The organism is Pseudomonas sp. E6002 (assembly GCF_013385565.1).
GTDB lineage: Bacteria > Pseudomonadota > Gammaproteobacteria > Pseudomonadales > Pseudomonadaceae > Aquipseudomonas.
Genome location: NZ_JACAPT010000002.1, coordinates 32211 through 50338, shown reverse-complemented (window position 1 = coordinate 50338; position 18128 = coordinate 32211). Strand labels below are relative to the sequence as shown.

The window sequence follows — 18128 nt, the reverse complement described above, 5'->3', positions numbered from 1 at the left end:
CCTCGCCACAGAGGTTTCAATCAGCTTTTAAAAGGTGGTACGCAACCCGACCTGCACACTCCGCCCCGGCGCAGGGGCGATGTCCCGCAGGATCGAACTGGCGTAGCGCACGGTCTGGTTCGTCAGGTTCTCGCCGTTGACGAACGCCAGCCACTGGCTGCCGCCGACATTGAAGCGGTAGCCGGCGCTGGCGCCCAACGTGGTGTAGCCGTCGGTACCGCTTTCGTTATCCGGCACCCGCCCCTGGCCCGCCGCGTGTTCAACGTCAATCCGCGCCTGCCAGCGATCCAGTTCCCACAAGAGGCCGCTGTTCAAACGCAACGGCGCAATGCGGGGCAACGCTTCACCCGTGTCCAGGTTGGTTGCACGGGTGTAGTCGCCCGACAGTTCCAGCGCAAACTTGCCGTAGGCACCTTCCCCCAGCTTGATGTGATCCTGGGCTTCAAAGCCTGCGAAACGCGCACGCACACCGGAATATTTGTACTCAGGGATGCCGCCGGCGTCTTCCTCGCCTTCGTCATTCAAGGTGCGACCGCTGCCCAGCAGGCCGATGTAGTTGGAGAAGTGGCTGTAGAACACGCCGAAGCTGCCCTTGTGGGTGCCGTTGTCGAAGCGCAGCGCCAGGTCGCTGGACACGGCTTTTTCTTTCGACAGGTTGGCGTCGCCCAGTTCATAGGTGCCGGTGGCGACGTGAGCGCCGTTGGCATACAGCTCGTAGAAGGTCGGGGCACGTTCGGTGTAGCCGAGGGTGGCGGCCAGGGACCAGATCGGCGTGAGGGTGTACACCGCGCCGGACGACAGGCTGCCGGCGGTGAAGTCGGCGGATTTGTCGGCATTGGCGAAGCGTGCGTTGCCTTTGCCGTCCGGGTCGACGTTAGTGTGTTCCAGGCGCCCGCCGAGGCTCAGCTTGAGGCGCTCGGTGGCCTGCATTTCTTCGAGGATAAACAGCGCGCCGGCGTTGGTATCGGTCTGCGGCACGAAGGCTTCTTCACCCAGGGCCGAGAATTCATTACGACTGACTTGGGCGCCCACCACGCCGTTGAAGGGCCCGATCGGCAAGTGTCGCGCTTCCACCCGGGCTTCATAGCCCTTGTTCTTGAAGGTGGTGCCGGTCTCGCCGCCTTCGATTTCCATGTGCTTGTAGTCGGTATAGCCGGCGTCGAGTTTGACCGAGGTGAACGGGCCTTGCAGGTTGCGGATTTCGGACGCAAAGGCGTAGTGATCCTGCTTCATGCGGATGCGCACGTCCTGCTCGGCCGGGGAGCCGTAGTTGCTGTCGTAGTTGCTGTAGGACAGCCCGGCGTAACCGTCGTCCCAAGTGTAGGAACCGCCGACTGCACCACCGTCCTGGCGTCCGTCGCTGTTGCCGAGGCGACCGTTCTTGCCTTCACCGTCGTCGCTTGGCGGTGCATGGCGGCTGCGGGCAAAGCCGGGGATTTTCAGGTCGTTGAATTCCCGCGCGCTGGCGTCCAGGTGCAAGGCGAAGGTGCCGTTGCCGGCTTCCAGTTTGCCAGCGCTGCTGCGGGTGGTGTCGGCGCCGCCGTAGCGCAATTCACCGGCCCCGTGAATGCCTTCGATGGCTTCGGTGGGGATGCGGTTGTCGAAGGTATTGACCACGCCGCCGATGGCGCTGCCGCCATAGAGCAGGGCGGCCGGGCCACGCACGATTTCGATGCGGTCGACGTTGACCGGGTCCAGCGGCACGGCGTGGTCATAGGACAACGACGAGGCATCCAGCGCGCCGACTCCGTTGCGCAGTAGGCGAATGCGGTCACCATCCTGGCCACGAATGATCGGCCGGCTGGCCCCCGGGCCGAAGTACGACGACGACACACCGGGCTGCTTGTTCAGGGTTTCACCCAGGCTGCCTTTTTGTTGCAGGGTCAGGTCATCGCCTTCGAGCACGGTGGTGGGAGAAGCGAGGGTTTCGCTGCCCAGCGGGTTGCCGGTGATGACTTGAGGTTGCAGTTCCAGGGCGTTGGCCTGGGAGGTGATGAACAGGGCGGCGGCCAGCGGGGTGAGGCGCCAGAGAGAAGAGAGGGACATCGGTCGTTCCTTGGCAAACGGCAAAAAGAGAAGGCTGAAAACGGTAAGGGATTCGATACCCTTTGATAGTTATCGTTACAATATAACATCACTTTTTTCCCTGCCAAGGGGAACTTTCCCAAACCCCGCTCGATCACTCCCACGCTGATCGTTCCCACGCTCTGCGTGGAAATGCATGCCGTGACGCTCTGCGTCACCATTGCGCAGGGTTAAAACTTGCGTCGACCGAGGGACGCAGAGCGTCCAATTCGGCATTCCCATGCAGGGCGTGGGAACGATCGAACAGTGGCCTATAGTGAAGGCAACGCTTCCACCCGCACGGCCCGTCCGCTAAGGTGCGCGGCTTCGTTTTCTTCTTTTCTGCACAAAAGGCCCGGCATGACCGCGACAAACAAAGACCCACTGCACGGCGTCACCCTGGAACAGGTCCTCACCGCGCTGGTGGCGCATTACCAATGGGAAGGCCTGGCCGAGCGCATCAACATCCGCTGTTTTTCCAGTGACCCGAGCATCAAGTCGAGCCTGTCGTTCCTGCGCAAGACCCCGTGGGCGCGGGAGAAGGTCGAAGGTTTGTACGTGAAGTTGATGCGCACCAAGCGACCGGTCGAGGACTGAGGTGAAACGTCACCTTATCGGCCTCGCAGCCCTCGGCGGTTGGGCCGGCCTGGCGCTGCAGCAGTACATCATTTTCTACTTCCGCTGGGTCGATGGCGCCAGCCTGTTGCCGGGCCTGGTGAATTTCTTCAGCTTCTTCACCGTGCTCACCAACACCCTGGTGGCGGTGGTGTTGACCCATGCGTGGGTGCAACGGCCAACCGCGGCGAGCCGGTTCTTCCTCGGGCCCGTAGTCAGCAGCGGGATTGCCGTGAGCATTGTCGTGGTCAGCCTCGCCTACAGCCTGTTGTTGCGCCACATGTGGCAGCCTGCGGGGGTGCAGTTTGTGGCGGACGAGCTGCTGCACGACGTGATGCCGTTGGTGTTTGTCGCGTATTGGTGGTGGTGCGTGCCCAAGGGCAGCCTGCGCCTCAAACACATCGGGCTGTGGGTGATTTACCCGGTGGTGTACTTCGCCTATGTGTTGTTGCGCGGGTATGTGTGGGGGCTGTATCAGTATCCGTTCATTAACGTGGACACCCTGGGTTATCCACAGGTGTTCATCAATGCCGGGGGGATTCTGGTGGGGTTTGTGCTGATTGCTCTGGGGGTGGTGGGGCTGGATAAAATCTGTAGGAGCGAGCTTGCTCGCGAAGAACGTTAACGATAACGCAGTGTGTCTGGTTTAACGCGGCGCTCTCAGGTTCTTCGCGAGCAAGCTCGCTCCTACAGGGATCACTGTTGCCAGTAACCCACGGCCTTGAGGAATGCCTCATTGACGTTGTGCGTGTCCAGCAGCACCCGCCGTACCTGGCGCGAGAGCTTGCTCTCGGTGGCGACAAAGCTGTACAGCGAACCGCCCGGCAGCGTCAGGTTGTGCACCGTCTCGAGCAGGTCATCCTGGCCGCGCACCACCCAGATCACTTCCACTTCGGCAGCGCTGGCCAGCGGCTGCTGTTCCGCCGCATTGGCGATCTCGATCACCGCCAATACCTTGCGCCCCGCCGGCAATTCGTCCAGGCGCCGGGCAATCGCCGGAATCGCGGTTTCATCGCCGATCAACAGGTAGCTGTCGAAGATATCCGGCACGATCATCGAGCCACGCGGCCCGCCGATGTGCAGGTGCTGACCGACCTTGGCCTGCTCGGCCCAGGTGGAGGCAGGGCCATCGCCATGCAGCACGAAGTCGATGTCCAGCTCGCCGATGTCCAGGTCGTACCGGCGTGGGGTGTAGTCGCGCATGGCGGGTTGCGGGCCGTCGCCGCGCAGGTTGAAGTCGGGGCTGTCCAGCGCCGCTTGTTCGGCGGCGTTCTGTGGGAACAGCAGCTTGATGTGATCGTCACTGCCCAGGCTGATAAAGCCCGCCAGTTCCGGCCCGCCCAGGGTGATGCGGCGCATGCGCGGGGTGATGTCGACCACCCGCAGCACTTCGAGGCGGCGGCGTTTGATTTCGTGGGTCACGCGGTGGATGGCTTGGGTATTCATTGAGCTTTCCCGTCGGCAATGGCTTGGGCGGTGCTGTTGAGCAGCGCCGCGACACGAACGATTTCTTCCGGGCTCCAGCGCCCGTGGTGCGAATGCAAGGCGTGGCGCAGGTTATGCACCGCCTCGTGGATTTCCGGCGGACGGTCCTGGCCCCGCAGCGAACGTTTGCTCACATCCATGCGCATGCGAATGCCTTCGAGGGCAACCGCCTGTTCGCTTAAGAAGAGACGACCGGCGTCGGTGATTGTGTAGCGTTTTTTTCCGTCTTCGGCGTCGCCGGTAATCAATTCGCTTTCTTCGAGAAAGGTCAGCGTGGGGTAGATCACGCCGGGGCTGGGGCTGTAGGCGCCGTCGAACAGGGTCTCGATCCGGCGAATCAGGTCGTAGCCATGGCACGGCTGTTCGGCGATCAGCGCCGGCAGCAGCAGTTTCAGGTCGCCGGGCGCGAAGACCCGTGGGCCACGGCCGCCGCGCTCGCGGCCTGGACGTTTGTCGAAGCCGTCGCGGCTGTCACCGGGGTCGCGGTGTGAATGATGGTCTCTCATTTCGGGTGCTCTCGTTTGGTTTAGATACAACTTAAGATATATCTTATTGCCGCCGCAACCCCGGCAGACGAACGGTCATCTCGCGTCTTGTGAGACGGGACTCGAAACGGGCCGATCAACGCACTGACCCTTTCGACATATTCGCCAACTTGTTAGTTGGCGTGCCCCAGTAATTACTGTTGTTTTTTATAATATGTAATCCTATTCTTACGGACTTGTTCTGCACCAAATCATTCTCGTTAAGTTGATGTAGTCCGTTTCTTACGGTTGATTCAAAAGTTTTGGCGAAGTGCCATAATTTTCCTATGTGTCTTGGTGTGACAAGGCTACGTGAATAAGCGAATCGACCGGCTTTCATATTCAAAATCGAAATGGATAATTGCCCGGCCTCGAACGAACTCCTGAATTGCAATACAAGTAATTGGAAAGCATCCGATTTCCATTGCTTCAGGAAATTGTTCTGGCGCTGGGTTAATTAAGTCCTGTGCGCAACTTAGCCAGGATTTTGTTTTGATTTTTAATACATGTGAGCCTCTGCAAATGAAGACTAAAGTAAAAGCTGCGCTGTTGACTGTCGGCCTGTTGGCAGGTTCGATCTCTGTTGCTAATGCGGCGGACGGGACGATTACATTTACCGGTTCGGTCCATTCGGGTGCTTGCTCTATCAAGCCTGAGTCTGTGGATCAGTCAGTTGCACTTGGCGCTATTGCAAAGCATCAGTTGCAATCCGGCGGCAAGTCCACCGCCCGCCCCGTGGCGATCGAGCTTGAAGGTTGCGACCTGTCTGGCCTCACCGATAACACCGTGACCACTACCTTCACCGGTGCACCGTCCAGCGTTGTGCCTGGCGGCATCGGCACGGTCGGCAGCGCGGGCGGCATCGGCATCATGATGACCCACGGCGGCAAAGCGATTGAGCTGGGCGTGCCAACCACTCCGCAGGCCATTGTTGCCGGTAATAACACCCTGCAGTTCGGCGCCTACGTACAAGGCCAGGCGACAGGCGACATCGTTCCTGGTGATTTCAGCGCGGTCACCAACTTCACCTTGGCTTATCAGTAAGTGTTTCCCCCGCCACCACTGGTGGCGGGGGAAAACTGGCGGGAGATCAAGGTGAAAACATTCATAAGTCTCGCTATTGCCTCTTCATTGACGTTGTTCATCAGCCCTTGTGATGCCGCGCAGACGCGTGTGCAAGGCGATGGGCTCGTCACGCTGGGAGGCGAGATCATCGACTCGGCCTGCGGGCTGGAAGCGGTCACTGCCGATCAGACCATCGACATGCCTCCCGAACCCATCGGCCGCTTGTTGCGAGAGGGCGCGGGGCAAATGCAGCCGTTCCAGCTACGGCTGGTCAACTGCACCGTGACGCGTCCCGACCCGCTGCGCCCCGGCGAAACGCTGCCGGACTGGGAGCATCTTCGCGTGACGTTCGACGGGCCCAGCGATATGGGCGGGCGCACCTTTGCGGCCTTTGGGGCCTCGCAGGGGGTTGCTTTCCATATTGAGGACGCCGCTGGCCAGGTGAGTGTGCCGGGAGTGCCGATGGCGCTGCTGCCGGTGGTTGATGGCGACATGACACTTCATTACAGGCTCCGCCTGGTGGGCAACGGAGTGCCGCTGTTGGCAGGGGCTCACCGCGCGGCAGTGCGGTTCAAGTTGGAATACTTTTGAAGATTGAGTTGCGTGTATGTTGAATACGTCGAAAGTCATGAATACGCTGCGCCCCAGCCTCTTTGGCGGGTTGATATCACTGGCTGGAACTGCAATGGGCGCCGGGGATATTGAGTTTAATACCGACGTTCTTGATCTGATTGATCGCTCCAATATTGACCTGTCTCAGTTTGCACGCAGTGGGTTTATCTTGCCTGGCACCTACTCGATGGTGGTCCAGCTCAATACCCAACCTATATCTGAACAATCGGTGGCGTTCTTTGCCCCCGATGATGATCCCAAAGGCAGTGTGCCCTGTTTATCGCGCGAGCTTGTCGAGCAACTGGGCCTCAAGGCGTCCGGTGCTGACCAGCTGAAGTGGTGGAAGGGCGGGCAGTGCCTGGATGTCATGGGCTTGCCCGGCATGGAGGTCAGTGCCGACCTGGGCACGTCCACCCTGGACATCAACCTTCCCCAGGCCTACCTGGAATACAGCGCCATCAACTGGGACCCGCCGTCACGTTGGGACGAGGGGGTGCCGGGGCTGCTGGTCGACTACAACATGACGGCGCAGTCCAGCTACCGCAAAGGTGACGGTACGCGCAATGACCTCAGCGGTAACGGCACACTCGGGGCCAATGCCGGGGCCTGGCGCCTGCGGGCGGATTGGCAAGGGCGTGTCGAGAAAGACCGCGAGGCGCAGGCCAGCCGGCAAAAACTGGAGTGGAGTCGCTATTACGCATATCGCGCCATTCCTGCGCTGAAGGCACGCCTGGTGTTGGGCGAGGACTACCTGTATTCGGACCTGTTCGACAGCTTCCGCTTTACCGGTGCCGGGCTCAAGTCAGACGAAAGCCAGCTGCCGCCCAACCTGCGGGGCTATGCACCGGAAGTGGTCGGGGTGGCCAAGACCAATGCAAAGGTTGTCATCAGCCAGCAGGGGCGTGTGCTCTATGAAACGCTGGTGGCGGCAGGCCCTTTTCGGATCCAGGACCTTAACGACGCCGTGTCCGGCACGCTGGATGTGCGGGTCGAGGAGCAGGACGGTTCGGTACAGAAATTCCAGCTCGATACGGCCGGCGTTCCCTACCTGACGCGTCCCGGGCAGGTCCGTTACAAGCTGTCTGCAGGGCGGCCGTCCAATCTGCAGTACCACTCCCACGGTGACTTTTTCGGCACCGGCGAGTTTTCCTGGGGGATCAGCAATGGTTGGTCGCTGCTGGGCGGTGCGATAACGGATAACAACTACCGTGCGCTGTCGGTGGGGGCGGGGCGGGATTTGCTGGCGTTCGGGGCCGTTTCCCTGGACGTCACCCAGTCTCGCGCCAGCCTGTGGAACCAGACACTTTCGGGCAAATCCTACCGCCTTCAATATTCCAAGAACTTTGAAGAGTACGACAGCCAGGTCACCTTCGCCGGTTATCGGTTCTCCGAGAAGAACTACTTGAGCATGAGCCAATACCTGGATGCTCGGCACTATGGGCTGAACGGTGAATTGGGTGGGCGCGGCGTGTTCGATGAAGACGGTAACTTCATTGAACACTGGAAACCCATTGGCGGTAACAAGGCGCTGTATACGGTCACGGTGAACAAACAGTTCCGCGATCTGAACACCACGGTGTATGCCAGCTACAACAAACAAACCTATTGGAACCGGCCGGACACCCAGCGCTGGAACCTGTCGGCGTCTCGTTACTTCAACGTGGGCTCTGTCAGGAACATGAGCCTGTCGCTGAATTTATATCGCACCCATGAATACCAATATAAGGACAACGGAGCAGCGCTGACGGTCAGCCTGCCATTGGGACCCACCGGCACCCTGTCGATGGATGCCAACAGGGCCGGCGGCAAAAACAGCTTTACCACACGCTACGCCGATCGCCTGGATGAACGTAACAGCTACCAGGTCAGTGCCAGCGACACCTCGGCCAGCGGCTACCTGAGCCATATTGGTGACCAGGCCGACATCGACCTCAGCGCCACGACGCAACAAGGCAATAACCGCACCCTCAGCGCATCCGTGCGTGGCGGCGGCACGCTCACCCCTTACGGTGGGGCGCTGCATCGAACCACCAGTACCGGCGGAACCCGGCTGCTGGTCGATACCGCCGGTGTGCCCGATGTGCCCGTGCGGGGTTACGGCACGCCGACCCGCAGCAACGCGTTCGGCAAGGCGGTCATCTCCGACATCACCAGCTACCAGCGTACGGCGGCCAGTGTTGACCTGGAGAAATTGCCCAGCGATGTCGAGGCCACTCAATCCGTGACGCAACTGACCCTCACCGAAGGGGCCATTGGCTACCGATCCCTGGAAGTGATTTCCGGCCAGAAAGCCATGGCGGTTCTTCGCCTGCCGGATGGCAGCGCACCGCCCTTCGGCGCCACGGTGAAAAACCGCAAGCAGCAGGACACCGGGGTGGTGAATGACGGCGGGGATGTCTACCTGAGCGGCATTCAGGCCGGCGAGCAGATGATCGTCAGTTGGGGCGGCACCGAGCGCTGCGTCCTGACGCTGCCCGTCGAGTTGCCAACGGATGCGTTCACCGATGCCCTGCAACTGCGCTGCCAGAGGGTAGCCGTCGATCAAGCCTCACCCGAGCCAGCCACCCTGACCGGCCAGCGAAACACTATGGAGAACCCATCCTCATGAAACACAGCACACGTTTTACCTATGCACTGCTGCTGGCGGTCTTGAGCCAGAGCGCCAACGCCGCTGTCGGCCTGGACCGTACCCGCGTGATTTTCGACGGTGGCAAAGACGCAACCAGCGTCAACATCACCAACAACAACCCCCAGTTGCCGTATCTGGCCCAGGGCTGGATCGAGGATGAAGAGGGCAACAAGATCACCTCGCCGTTGATCGTGCTGCCACCGGTCCAACGCCTGGAGCCCGGCAAGCAAAGCCAGGTAAAAGTCCAGGCGTTGCCGGCCGCCAAATCGCTGCCCCAGGATCGGGAGACGGTCTACTACTTCAACCTGCGGGAAATTCCGCCGCGCAGCGACAAGCCCAACACCCTGCAAATCGCCCTGCAAACCCGGATCAAATTGTTTTACCGGCCGCAGGCAATTACCCCCACCCAGCAGGACCTGTCCAACCCATGGCAGGAAAAGCTGACCCTTACCCGGCAAGGCGATCACTACCGGGTGAATAACCCCACGCCTTACTACGTGACCCTGGTGGATGCGCGCAGCAGCAAGGACGGCAAGACCATACCGGGCTTCGAGCCGGTGATGGTCCCGCCCAAAGGCACGCAGGCCCTGGGGCCGACTGCCAAGGAGCTCGGCACCACCCCCTATTTGTCCTACGTGAATGATTACGGTGGCCGTCCGCTGCTGGCGTTCACCTGCAGTGGCGAGACATGCAAGGTGAACACGCAACTGTCTGTGGCCAATCAGTAGTGCCTGCTGCCGGAGAACGTCATGAAGTTGCACACAGTGAAGGTCTTGGGCGGTCTGTTGCTGGCCCTGATGGGGCCGGCGCACGCCGCGGATGACGAGGATGTGGAGGGCATGGTCGGGATGCTCAACATTCTCGGGTCCATGCATGAAACTCCCTGCAGCCTGGAGATGGCATCCCTGCACCAGACGATCGACCTGGGCCCGGTATCGGCCAGCCAGTTGCAACGGCCGGGTGACCAGGCGACCTCCGTGGCCTTTCAACTGCTGTTCGAGGATTGTCGGCGCACCGCCGGCCGCATCGCCAGTGAGCGCACGGGGAACCTGACATGGAGTGCTTATCAACCGGTGCTCTCGGTAGCGTTCATCGCACCAGCCGATGCCGACGATTCACGGCTGGTCAAGGTGCAAGGCATCACCGGGATGGGCCTGCGCCTGACCGATTCCCAGGGGCGCGATGTACAGCTGGGTTCAAGGGGGGAGCCATTGTTCTTGCCCTTGGGCCGCAACACGCAGACCTGGAACGTCCAGCCCACGCGCACCCCGGCACCCCTGACCAGCGGTGCATTCCGGGCCGTGGTGGATTTCAGGCTCAATTATGAGTAAGGGCAGAACAATGACCAGGTTAACCGGCCCGTGGGCCATTTTTATCGGTGCGGGACTGCTGTGGGTGGTCAGCCAGGGCGTGCAGGCCGATACCAACCTGACGATCCGCGCGACCATCATTGCACCTCCACCGTGCGTGATTAACAGCGGCGGCACACTGAATGTGCCGTTCGGCAATGACCTGCTGACGTCACGGATTGATGGCGTGAATTATCGACGGGACGTGCCGTATACCGTCACCTGCAGTCCTCCCGTTTACAGCAACGCGATGACCCTGGAACTCAAGGGCGCGGCAGCCGGGTTTGATAACAAAGTGCTCTCGACCCCCAAGACCGACCTGGGGGTCAAGCTCTTCGCCAATGGGGCGGACTGGCCGCTGAACACGCCGCTCAGGTTTACCCATCCGACCTTTCCGGTCGTGCAGGCGGTGCCGGTCAAGCGCGCAGGCAGCACGCTGACGGGCGGGGCATTTGCGACCGCCGCCACCCTCGTGATCGAGTACCAATAATGAGGAAACGATCAATGAAATGTTGGCCACAGCGAACGTTGCTCGGCTTGTGTTGCTTCGGCTTTTTCAGTGCTGCGTCGGCCAACCTGACGTTCAACGGAACGCTGAACGAGCCGCCGCCCTGCACGATTGATTCGGGCAGCACGATTGAAGTCGATTTCGGGGATGTCGGCACCAAGCGTGTCGATGGCGTGAAATATCGCAGGGCCGTCGGCTACACCATCCGCTGCGGTGCCTCCACGCTGCCGTGGCTGTTGAAGTTGAGCGTCAAGGGCGCAGAGACAAGCTTTGATAACGCGGCCCTGCAGACCACTGCGCCTGACCTGGGCATTCGGCTGTACCAGAACAACGCGCCGTTTCGCCTCAACACGCCGCTGGACATCAGCCTGGCGGCACCGCCGACCTTGGAAGTGGTGCCGGTCAAACGGCCGGGTTCGGTCCTGAAGGCCCAAGGGTTCACGGCGGTGGCCACGCTGTTGGCTGAATACCAGTAGGAGTCGAGTGTATGCGACACGCAATGATTCATAAGGGCCTGGTCCTGCTGCTGACCTTCGGCCTGGCGGCCACGGCGCAGGCGGTGGACAACCTGAGGTTCAAGGGCAACCTGGTGGAACAGGCCTGCACCATCCGCCCGGGCGATGAAGCCATCACCCTGGAGCTGTGGGACCTGACCAGCAAGCACCTCTACATCAACACACGCTCAGTGGGCAAACGTTTCACCCTGCACCTGGATGACTGCAATACCACCATCAGCGACTCGGTGACCATCCTGTTCAACGGTGCGGAAAACCGCGCGCTGCCCGGTTTGTTTGCGCTGGACGGTGGCAGCGGTGCCTCTGGTATCGGGCTGGGTTTGGAGACACTGAGCGACAAGCCGGTGCCGGTGAACAAGGTCGGCGACGAACAGAAATTGAGCCCCGGCAACAACGTAATCCTGCTCAAGGCCTATGTGCAGGGTGAGCCGGATGCCCTGCGGGACAAGACCATCGGGCACGGCAGCTACCGTGTGACTTCGACGTTTACGCTGGATTATCCGTAACGCTAAACCGTTATGCATGGGATGAAAGAGAACAACATGAAACGACTATTTGGAGCCGTTGTGCTGCTTGCCCTGGCTGGCGTCACGACGACCGTGAAAGCGGCTGATTGCCGGGTCAATGGCGGCAATTGGCAACGGGTGAGCATTGGCGGGACGTTGAACCTGCAGGTTCCGGTGAATGTGCGGCTGGAGGTGAATGAGCCGCGCATTCTCCTGTCCGGGGTGAGGATCGAATGCCGGTTTGAACCGGACAGCTATACCCCGGATGGACGGCAGGACTACTGGGCCACCGGGACGAGGATCGGCCCGGCCTGGTCGCCTGGTCCGAAGTTCGTCAGCCAGACGACCGGCTTGCGTATCAATGGCAGTTATTGGAACACGCCTATCCAGGCGGGTATCAGGATTGCGACCATGCCTAACAATACGTCTCCGATCCCGATCGATGTCATCCCTTATATATTGATCCGCAACAACCCGACCAACCCGATCGACATTCGAATAGGTGACACTCTGGGCGTGTTACGTCTCGACCAGACCAACAACTACGATTCCTTTTCCACGAGCCTGCAGCTTACGTACATCGCCAACAACGACTTCACCATCTCCCCGTCGTCGTGCACGATCAACAATAACCAACCGATCGAAATCAACTTCGGCAACGTGCACCAGAGGGCGATAGGCACCGACCCCGTATCAACCACCGTTCGTACCGATCGCACGCTCACCTACCGGTGCCCGGACCCGGGGATTACCACGCCGATCACCATTACCTACAAAGGCACGCCGTCCTCGTTCAACGCCAATGCGCTGGTGATGAGCAATCCGAACGTGGGCACGGCCCTTGTCCGTCAGGGGACTGCGGTTCGAGTCAATGGCTCGTTCCTGACCCGTATCACCAACAGTTCCGGGAGCGACGTTGTAACGTTCGCCCTGGTCAAGCAGGCGGGGTCCCTGCCTGTCGAGGGGCCGTTGAACGGCAGCGGCGTACTGGTAATGGGGGTGCCATGACACACCCATACGGTCAGACCTGGCGCGTGACGCGGTTACGTTGTTGGCTGTGGCGTTCCAAAGCCTGGTGGGTCAACTCGCGCATCCATTGTTTTTCGCGGTAGCCCAGTTCGTTGAGCAGCAGGTTGTAGCTGTCGTCCGTCATGGGTTGCCCGGTCAGCACCTGCGGGTGCGGTACACCCAGGGCGTCGGCGAGGCCGATCAGCGTGAGCCTCAACGCTTCCTTCTGCTCGGCGGGTAAGCCGTTGGCCTGGGCCAGCCTGGCCTGGGCTTCCTGCAGTTCATCAAGGCGTGCGCATTGTTCGTCGAAATGCCGGGCATTGGCCTCAAGGGTGTTCGGGTGGTGGTCGTGCAGGTACTGTTCCCAATAGGGCTCCAGCAACATCTGGTTGACCAGGCCATCGCCTTCGCCCAGCTCCAGCACCGTGCTGTAGGCCTGTTCGATCTGCGTGGGTTTTACGTCGCCGGTGTCGCGGTACAGCATGTGTTCCGACAGCCAGGGCAGGTCGAGGCGCTTGGCCAGGGAGGTCTGGTAGCTCAGGTAGACCTCCACGTCGTCCACGTTACCCATCACGCCCTCCCGTCGTTGGGAACGCAGCCATTGGCCGAGGCCGCCTTCGGCTTCGGGTTTGAGCCGATGGGCAATGTCCTCGCTGGCGATGCGGTTCAATTGCTTGAGCCGTGCATTGCCCTTTGCCAGCGTCACCAGTTTGCCCTCGCGCTCGCTGGCCGAGGCGGAGTAACGCTGGGCTTCGCTGACCAGCACTTCGATGCCCAGGTCATTGAAAATCTGTGCACTGCCGTCGGCGCACAGGCCGGGAAAACTGGCCATCTTGAACAGCTTTTCACGCAGCGCCGTATCGTTGTGGGCCGCCTCCAGCAAACGCCAGACGCGCTCGCGCAACGTTTCAAGATTGTCCCAATAGGTGTCCATGTCCTGGGGCCGCTGGAAGAAGTCGGGCGCTTCAAGGGCCTTGATCACCTCGAACAAACCCTGGGAGCCGTGCTCGCGCTCCACCGCTTGCCACAGCTCCTGGCGCCTGCCCAGTAACGGCGGCCTGACCCGTTCCAGCCACGGGCCGCTCTCTCCACGGGGTTCATAGCTGCGGTTGGGGTCCAGTCCGGCGGCTTCGCGGTACTGCTCGTACAGCAGGCGCTGGTCGTTGAGCAGGGTGTTGCGGTCCAGGCGGGTATGGGCGACGGTCCGGGCCTCGGCGCTATCGGCCATGAGCGCTGGCACATGGTCAATCCTGGTTTGGCTCAGGTCGAGCAAAAAGCCCTCCTCCCGTGGGTGGGCAAACAGCCCGGTGGGCCATTGGGTGATGGGGGTGCGGCTCAGGAACAGGCGGCGCAGGTGCGGCATTTTCGAGATGTTCGGTGGCTGCGTCAGCGGGTTGCGGTACAGGTTCAAGTTGCGCAGGTGCTTGAGGTTTTTCAGGCGCGCAACGTCGCCGTTGAGCAGCGTGATCTGGTTTTCCCCCAGGTTGAGGTCGCGCAGGTAGCGCATGTTGGCGATGGGCTCGGGCAGCCGCGTCAGTTCGTTCGCACTGACGTCCAGCTCCCGCAGGGACGGGAATGCCTGCAGAAAGGGCCACTGGCTGTCGTTGAACATGCAGTTGGCCAGCTTCAATTGGGTGACGTGCTCGAAACCATTGCCCAGCAGCGGCAGGCTGCCGGGCAGGTCGAGGGCGCTGAGGTCCAGGCTCGCGCCGCTCTGCACCTGGCCCAAGTCGTCGCGGTGCTCGGCGAGGCGGTCTTCCCAGCAGCGATAGAGTTTGTGCGCAATGATATTTTTACGCAGTTTTTCCTCCCGGGCCATGCGGCTGTTTTTGGGATGGGGGCCGGGCAGGCGCTTCCATTGCTCCAGCTCCCGGTACAGGTTGTGCCGCTGCAGGACCAGGCGATTGAGGACATCGTTGTTCAGCCCCGGGCCGATCTCATTGAGGAACCGCTGCAGGCGTTCCTCCTCCAGGGTCGGGAACAGACTGGCCAGCACCTCCCGGGCGCGGGCCTGGCCCAGGTGCTCCTGGGCGCGGCGCAACCCGCCGAGGGCCGCGCCGCCGAGCAGGGTGGTGGTCTGCACATCTGCCGTACTGCGCAGCGGTGGCTCGGCCAGCACCCGGCGCCGTTCGGCCAGGGGTTCGAGGGTTTCCATCAGCCAATGCTTGAGCCCGGCGCCCTGGCCGGGCCGGTAGCCCAGTTCACGTTGCTGCGCTTCGGACAGCGCGCGCAACAGGCATTCATACAGGGTATCCGGCCCATGCAGGCGCTGGCCCTGCTGATCGAACAGTTCGTAGCCCACGTCGTTCTGGCGCACCAGCACCCGGCGCCGGCGGGCATCGGCCGGCCCGGCTTCACAACGCAGCGTACCGCTGACCAGGCGATCGCGGATTTGCAGGTGCAGGTCGCCAAAGCCATCGCTGTAGCGCTTGAGGGTATTGAGCACCAGGCGCTCGGTACCTTCGGTGATCGCCCAGGGCGGGAAGAACCCCGCGTAGGCCTGGACACTGTGCTGGGCGAAGCTCAGTTCCCTGGCCTGATTGAGCAGGCGCAGCGGTACGTGGTGGTCCAGGGTTTGCCGTTCGGCCGGGGTTGTGCCGGCCAGCAGGGTGTCGGCCAGCGGCCGGTCCAGCGGGCTGACCTGTTCGCGCAAACGGCGTCCATGGGGATCGGCGCTGACCTGGCGGGCTTGATGGATGTAGTCGGCGATGTCACCGGTCTGGCGCGCCACCGAGTCCGCCAGTTGATCGCGCAAGGTTTGCACGCGCAGTGCTTGCGGAACGTCGCCGCCCAGCAGGTGCCTGATCGACGGCTCATCGAGAAACTCCAGCACCCGCGCCGGCAACTCGCCGGACATCACCTCGGCCAGGCTCAATTGCAGCGTGTCGGCCGGCGATGCCTGCGGGTTGGCGTACTTGTGGGAGTCACCGCTCTTGTCCGAGCGCACGAACACTTCCAATGCCTTGGTTTGGGGCCAGCCCGGTAGCTCGGTGATGGTCTGCTCGAACCAGGCGGACGTCGCATCCAGCGGCAGCGGTGCGCCGGCGCGAATGGTGTGCACGGTCTGTGTGGCAGCGCGCTGGGCTTCATAGCGATTGAGGGTCGCTTCCAGCAGCGGCGGGGTCGGCCGGTTTTGCATGTAAAGGTTGCGCAGCACACCGTCGTCGGCACCGCTGATGCGTTGCATCTGCTGCAGTTGCTGGTTGCTGAAGGGCGCCGTGCGCGGCCCCAGGCGGCGCATCAGCGTGGCGCTGTCCCAGGTGCGCGGTTGCTCGGCTTCATGTACGAAGGCGCCGTCGCCGTTGAACCGCACCAGGGGTTGATAGGCGTTGGCGCGCTCCGGGTGAGCGATACGTGTGTCGCCGGTTTCAGGGTCTGCCTGCACTTCGAAGTGAGTACCTTGCAGCGCGAGGATCTGCTTGCCCCGATGGGTGTGCAGGCCGTCGACAATGGGCGGCTGGTCGAGGTTTTTCACAGCATAGGGCGCAATATCCGGGTGCCACAGACGCGTGCTGCCGTCGGCCCGCACCACCGGGCGCAAGCCTTCGACGAAGGGGCTGAGCTTGAGCCGTGCGACATGGCCCAACTGGCTGGCAGCACCGAACAAGGCAAACTGGATCACGCTGTCGGCCACCGCGACCACTTGCTCCGCCGCCTCGGCACCGCGCCCCTGGGCCCAATCGACAATCCCCTCGAACACCTCGTCGGTGATCTGGTACAGGCTGTAGGCGAGCATCGCTTCCCCCAGCAGCGGCACGAAGGGCGTCAGCACCAGCAGCGCCGCATTGAAGATATCCCCGAGGATTTTTTCCAGGTTGTCCCACCAGGCCCAGCGCGCGTGGCGGTCGGCGGTGGCGGTGGGCACGGCGATGTCCAGGGCATCGTTGACGATCTTGTTCAACTTGAGGCGGTACTGGTAATTCCACAGGTCATTTTCGGCGGCGAGCGTTGAGCGATTGACGTGATCGTCACCGATAGCCTGCACGCTGAATTGCAGGTTTGGCTGGGTGGTCGGGGTGTCGCGCCAGCTGGGACGCGGGTCGGTGTGGGCGGTTTGATGCCAGCGCACACGGCTCAAGCGTGTATTGAGCCCGGCAAAGAATTCACCGCGCCTGGCGTGGTCGATGAACTGGCTGAAGAAGGTCTGGTAGCGCTGGCTGTCCCGCAGTTTTTCCGTGAGGTGGCTGAGGAAGGCCGCAGGCGAAGGGTATTGCTTCAGAGGGTGTTCGGGGTCTGCGGGGATGTACACCAGCACCTTGCCGACGGGTCGGGTCGGCTGCGGGACAAACAGCAACAGGATTCCGGTCAATGCCGTGTTCATCAGGCTCAGGGTATGGCATCCAAGCGCCTGACCGTCCAGCAGCGCGACGCGGCCGGCGATCAGGTCGAGCACGGCGCCGTGGGCATCGGCGTCGATGTCCCGGTTGATCAAGGCCAGGTGCGCCGCCGTACCCAGGGCAGTCTTCTGAGTGGCAATCATCTGCAGGCGCACGGCCCGGGTCACCGCCGGGTCATAGAATCCCAAAGCCTGGCGCAGGCTTTTCTGGTAGCGGGCGCCCAGGTCCAGGGTGCGGCAGATGTGCTTGAACTGTTCAGCGGTCAATACCGCGCCGGTGATGGAGTGGCGCAAGGTCAGTGTATCCCGCTGCCCGCGTGGGTCTTCGGCGGACAGGAAGGCGTAGTCGACGAAGGTGTCCGAGGCGGCAAAGTTGGCCAGCGCGACGTCCAGCAGCGACAGGGTTTTGCTTTGCTCCCCACGATTGAAATCGTGCACCCACCAGGCAACTTTGGCGCTGGCATACAGCCGCAGGCAGGTGGTTCTGACGTCGATCTCGCCATAGGCCTTCAAGGCATTTTTCAGCAGCGGTTCGGCGAAGGCGTACACGTCGGTCAATGCCTGGAATCGCTGGTCCATCGCAGCCTGCTGCTGCCAGTGTGCGGCGATCGCGGGCTTGAGCGCTTGATGCTGGCTGGCGCTGGCATGGGGATAGTGGCGGATGCCTTGGTGGGCGACGTCGTTGAGTGCGCGCAGGCGGAGTGGCGAGGTGGTTTTCAGCCAGTGCGGCAGGGCGTTTTCGATAAACGCGTGGTGCAGGGACTGGTCGGGTATGTCGGCCATGGGGGCAACCTGTAGAGCTCAAAAAGAAGGCTTGAGTCTATGCACCGGCACGGCTGCGGATAAGTTTGAATAGTGGGTGGAAACCGCGGCGGATCCCTCAGTAATCCGCAAGTGAAAAGCGCAGGGATA

15 protein-coding genes are annotated in these 18128 nt (G+C 61.7%); 11 read left to right on the top strand and 4 right to left on the bottom strand.

The window, feature by feature from the left end:
* Positions 1-27: 27 nt before the first annotated feature.
* The gene (locus HX815_RS02300; protein WP_177027762.1) at positions 28-2046 is read right to left on the bottom strand and encodes a TonB-dependent receptor; all 2019 of its coding nucleotides are present in this window, start codon (positions 2044-2046) and stop codon (positions 28-30) included.
* A 378-nt stretch (positions 2047-2424) separates the two neighbouring features.
* Between HX815_RS02300 and HX815_RS02295 the strand changes: the two genes are divergently transcribed.
* Together HX815_RS02295 and HX815_RS02290 are read left to right on the top strand one after the other, a co-directional pair.
* The gene (locus tag HX815_RS02295; protein WP_003216406.1) at positions 2425-2661 is read left to right on the top strand and encodes a VF530 family DNA-binding protein; all 237 of its coding nucleotides are present in this window, start codon (positions 2425-2427) and stop codon (positions 2659-2661) included.
* Position 2662: 1 nt separating this feature from the next.
* Positions 2663-3304, top strand: coding sequence for a Pr6Pr family membrane protein (locus tag HX815_RS02290; RefSeq protein WP_177021802.1), 642 nt, complete (start codon positions 2663-2665; stop codon positions 3302-3304).
* 71 nt (positions 3305-3375) lie between these two features.
* Here the strand turns inward: HX815_RS02290 and HX815_RS02285 are convergent, their stop codons facing one another.
* Both HX815_RS02285 and HX815_RS02280 read right to left on the bottom strand, forming a co-directional pair.
* On the bottom strand, positions 3376-4125 hold the full coding sequence (locus tag HX815_RS02285) for a siderophore-interacting protein (RefSeq protein ID WP_177008775.1): 750 nt from the start codon (positions 4123-4125) through the stop codon (positions 3376-3378).
* Positions 4122-4670, bottom strand: a complete 549-nt coding sequence (locus HX815_RS02280; RefSeq protein ID WP_003216412.1) for a PadR family transcriptional regulator — start codon at positions 4668-4670, stop codon at positions 4122-4124. Before HX815_RS02280 ends, HX815_RS02285 begins: the two co-directional genes overlap by 4 nt.
* 540 nt (positions 4671-5210) lie before the next feature.
* Between HX815_RS02280 and HX815_RS02275 the strand changes: the two genes are divergently transcribed.
* The 9 genes from HX815_RS02275 to HX815_RS02235 are packed head-to-tail and all read left to right on the top strand — an operon-like array spanning position 5211 to position 12880.
* Positions 5211-5732, top strand: coding sequence for a fimbrial protein (locus tag HX815_RS02275; protein ID WP_023659208.1), 522 nt, complete (start codon positions 5211-5213; stop codon positions 5730-5732).
* Between the two features lie 51 nt (positions 5733-5783).
* On the top strand, positions 5784-6344 hold the full coding sequence (locus HX815_RS02270) for a fimbrial protein (protein WP_023659209.1): 561 nt from the start codon (positions 5784-5786) through the stop codon (positions 6342-6344).
* A gap of 16 nt (positions 6345-6360) precedes the next feature.
* Entirely contained in the window at positions 6361-8973 is a 2613-nt protein-coding gene (locus tag HX815_RS02265; protein WP_177027761.1) for an outer membrane usher protein, read from the top strand.
* The gene (locus HX815_RS02260; RefSeq protein ID WP_177027760.1) at positions 8970-9722 is read left to right on the top strand and encodes a fimbria/pilus periplasmic chaperone; all 753 of its coding nucleotides are present in this window, start codon (positions 8970-8972) and stop codon (positions 9720-9722) included. Before HX815_RS02265 ends, HX815_RS02260 begins: the two co-directional genes overlap by 4 nt.
* 21 nt (positions 9723-9743) lie before the next feature.
* Positions 9744-10325 (top strand): fimbrial protein, encoded by a 582-nt coding sequence (locus tag HX815_RS02255; protein WP_003216422.1) that lies wholly within the window; start codon positions 9744-9746, stop codon positions 10323-10325.
* Positions 10326-10335: 10 nt separating this feature from the next.
* Complete coding sequence (locus tag HX815_RS02250) at positions 10336-10833, top strand: fimbrial protein (protein ID WP_134327277.1); 498 nt, start codon at positions 10336-10338, stop codon at positions 10831-10833.
* A 14-nt stretch (positions 10834-10847) separates the two neighbouring features.
* Complete coding sequence (locus HX815_RS02245; RefSeq protein WP_003216426.1) at positions 10848-11327, top strand: fimbrial protein; 480 nt, start codon at positions 10848-10850, stop codon at positions 11325-11327.
* An 11-nt stretch (positions 11328-11338) separates the two neighbouring features.
* Positions 11339-11872, top strand: a complete 534-nt coding sequence (locus HX815_RS02240; protein WP_087692798.1) for a fimbrial protein — start codon at positions 11339-11341, stop codon at positions 11870-11872.
* A 36-nt stretch (positions 11873-11908) separates the two neighbouring features.
* Positions 11909-12880: a fimbrial protein gene (locus tag HX815_RS02235; protein WP_008435561.1), complete on the top strand. Its 972-nt coding sequence runs from the start codon at positions 11909-11911 to the stop codon at positions 12878-12880.
* A gap of 13 nt (positions 12881-12893) precedes the next feature.
* Here the strand turns inward: HX815_RS02235 and HX815_RS02230 are convergent, their stop codons facing one another.
* Positions 12894-17999: an NEL-type E3 ubiquitin ligase domain-containing protein gene (locus HX815_RS02230; RefSeq protein ID WP_177027759.1), complete on the bottom strand. Its 5106-nt coding sequence runs from the start codon at positions 17997-17999 to the stop codon at positions 12894-12896.
* Positions 18000-18128 lie beyond the last annotated feature (129 nt).

Excerpts from the sequence above, each read along its gene's own strand:
- HX815_RS02250 (WP_134327277.1), top strand. The coding sequence starts at position 10,336 with ATGACCAGGTTAACCGGCCCGTGGGCCATTTTTATCGGTGCGGGACTG.
- HX815_RS02245 (WP_003216426.1), top strand. The coding sequence starts at position 10,848 with ATGAAATGTTGGCCACAGCGAACGTTGCTCGGCTTGTGTTGCTTCGGC.
- HX815_RS02275 (WP_023659208.1), top strand. The coding sequence starts at position 5,211 with ATGAAGACTAAAGTAAAAGCTGCGCTGTTGACTGTCGGCCTGTTGGCA.
- HX815_RS02280 (WP_003216412.1), bottom strand. The coding sequence starts at position 4,670 with ATGAGAGACCATCATTCACACCGCGACCCCGGTGACAGCCGCGACGGC.
- HX815_RS02230 (WP_177027759.1), bottom strand. The coding sequence starts at position 17,999 with ATGGCCGACATACCCGACCAGTCCCTGCACCACGCGTTTATCGAAAAC.
- HX815_RS02300 (WP_177027762.1), bottom strand. The coding sequence starts at position 2,046 with ATGTCCCTCTCTTCTCTCTGGCGCCTCACCCCGCTGGCCGCCGCCCTG.
- HX815_RS02255 (WP_003216422.1), top strand. The coding sequence starts at position 9,744 with ATGAAGTTGCACACAGTGAAGGTCTTGGGCGGTCTGTTGCTGGCCCTG.
- HX815_RS02240 (WP_087692798.1), top strand. The coding sequence starts at position 11,339 with ATGCGACACGCAATGATTCATAAGGGCCTGGTCCTGCTGCTGACCTTC.
- HX815_RS02235 (WP_008435561.1), top strand. The coding sequence starts at position 11,909 with ATGAAACGACTATTTGGAGCCGTTGTGCTGCTTGCCCTGGCTGGCGTC.
- HX815_RS02265 (WP_177027761.1), top strand. The coding sequence starts at position 6,361 with ATGTTGAATACGTCGAAAGTCATGAATACGCTGCGCCCCAGCCTCTTT.
- HX815_RS02260 (WP_177027760.1), top strand. The coding sequence starts at position 8,970 with ATGAAACACAGCACACGTTTTACCTATGCACTGCTGCTGGCGGTCTTG.
- HX815_RS02285 (WP_177008775.1), bottom strand. The coding sequence starts at position 4,125 with ATGAATACCCAAGCCATCCACCGCGTGACCCACGAAATCAAACGCCGC.
- HX815_RS02295 (WP_003216406.1), top strand. The coding sequence starts at position 2,425 with ATGACCGCGACAAACAAAGACCCACTGCACGGCGTCACCCTGGAACAG.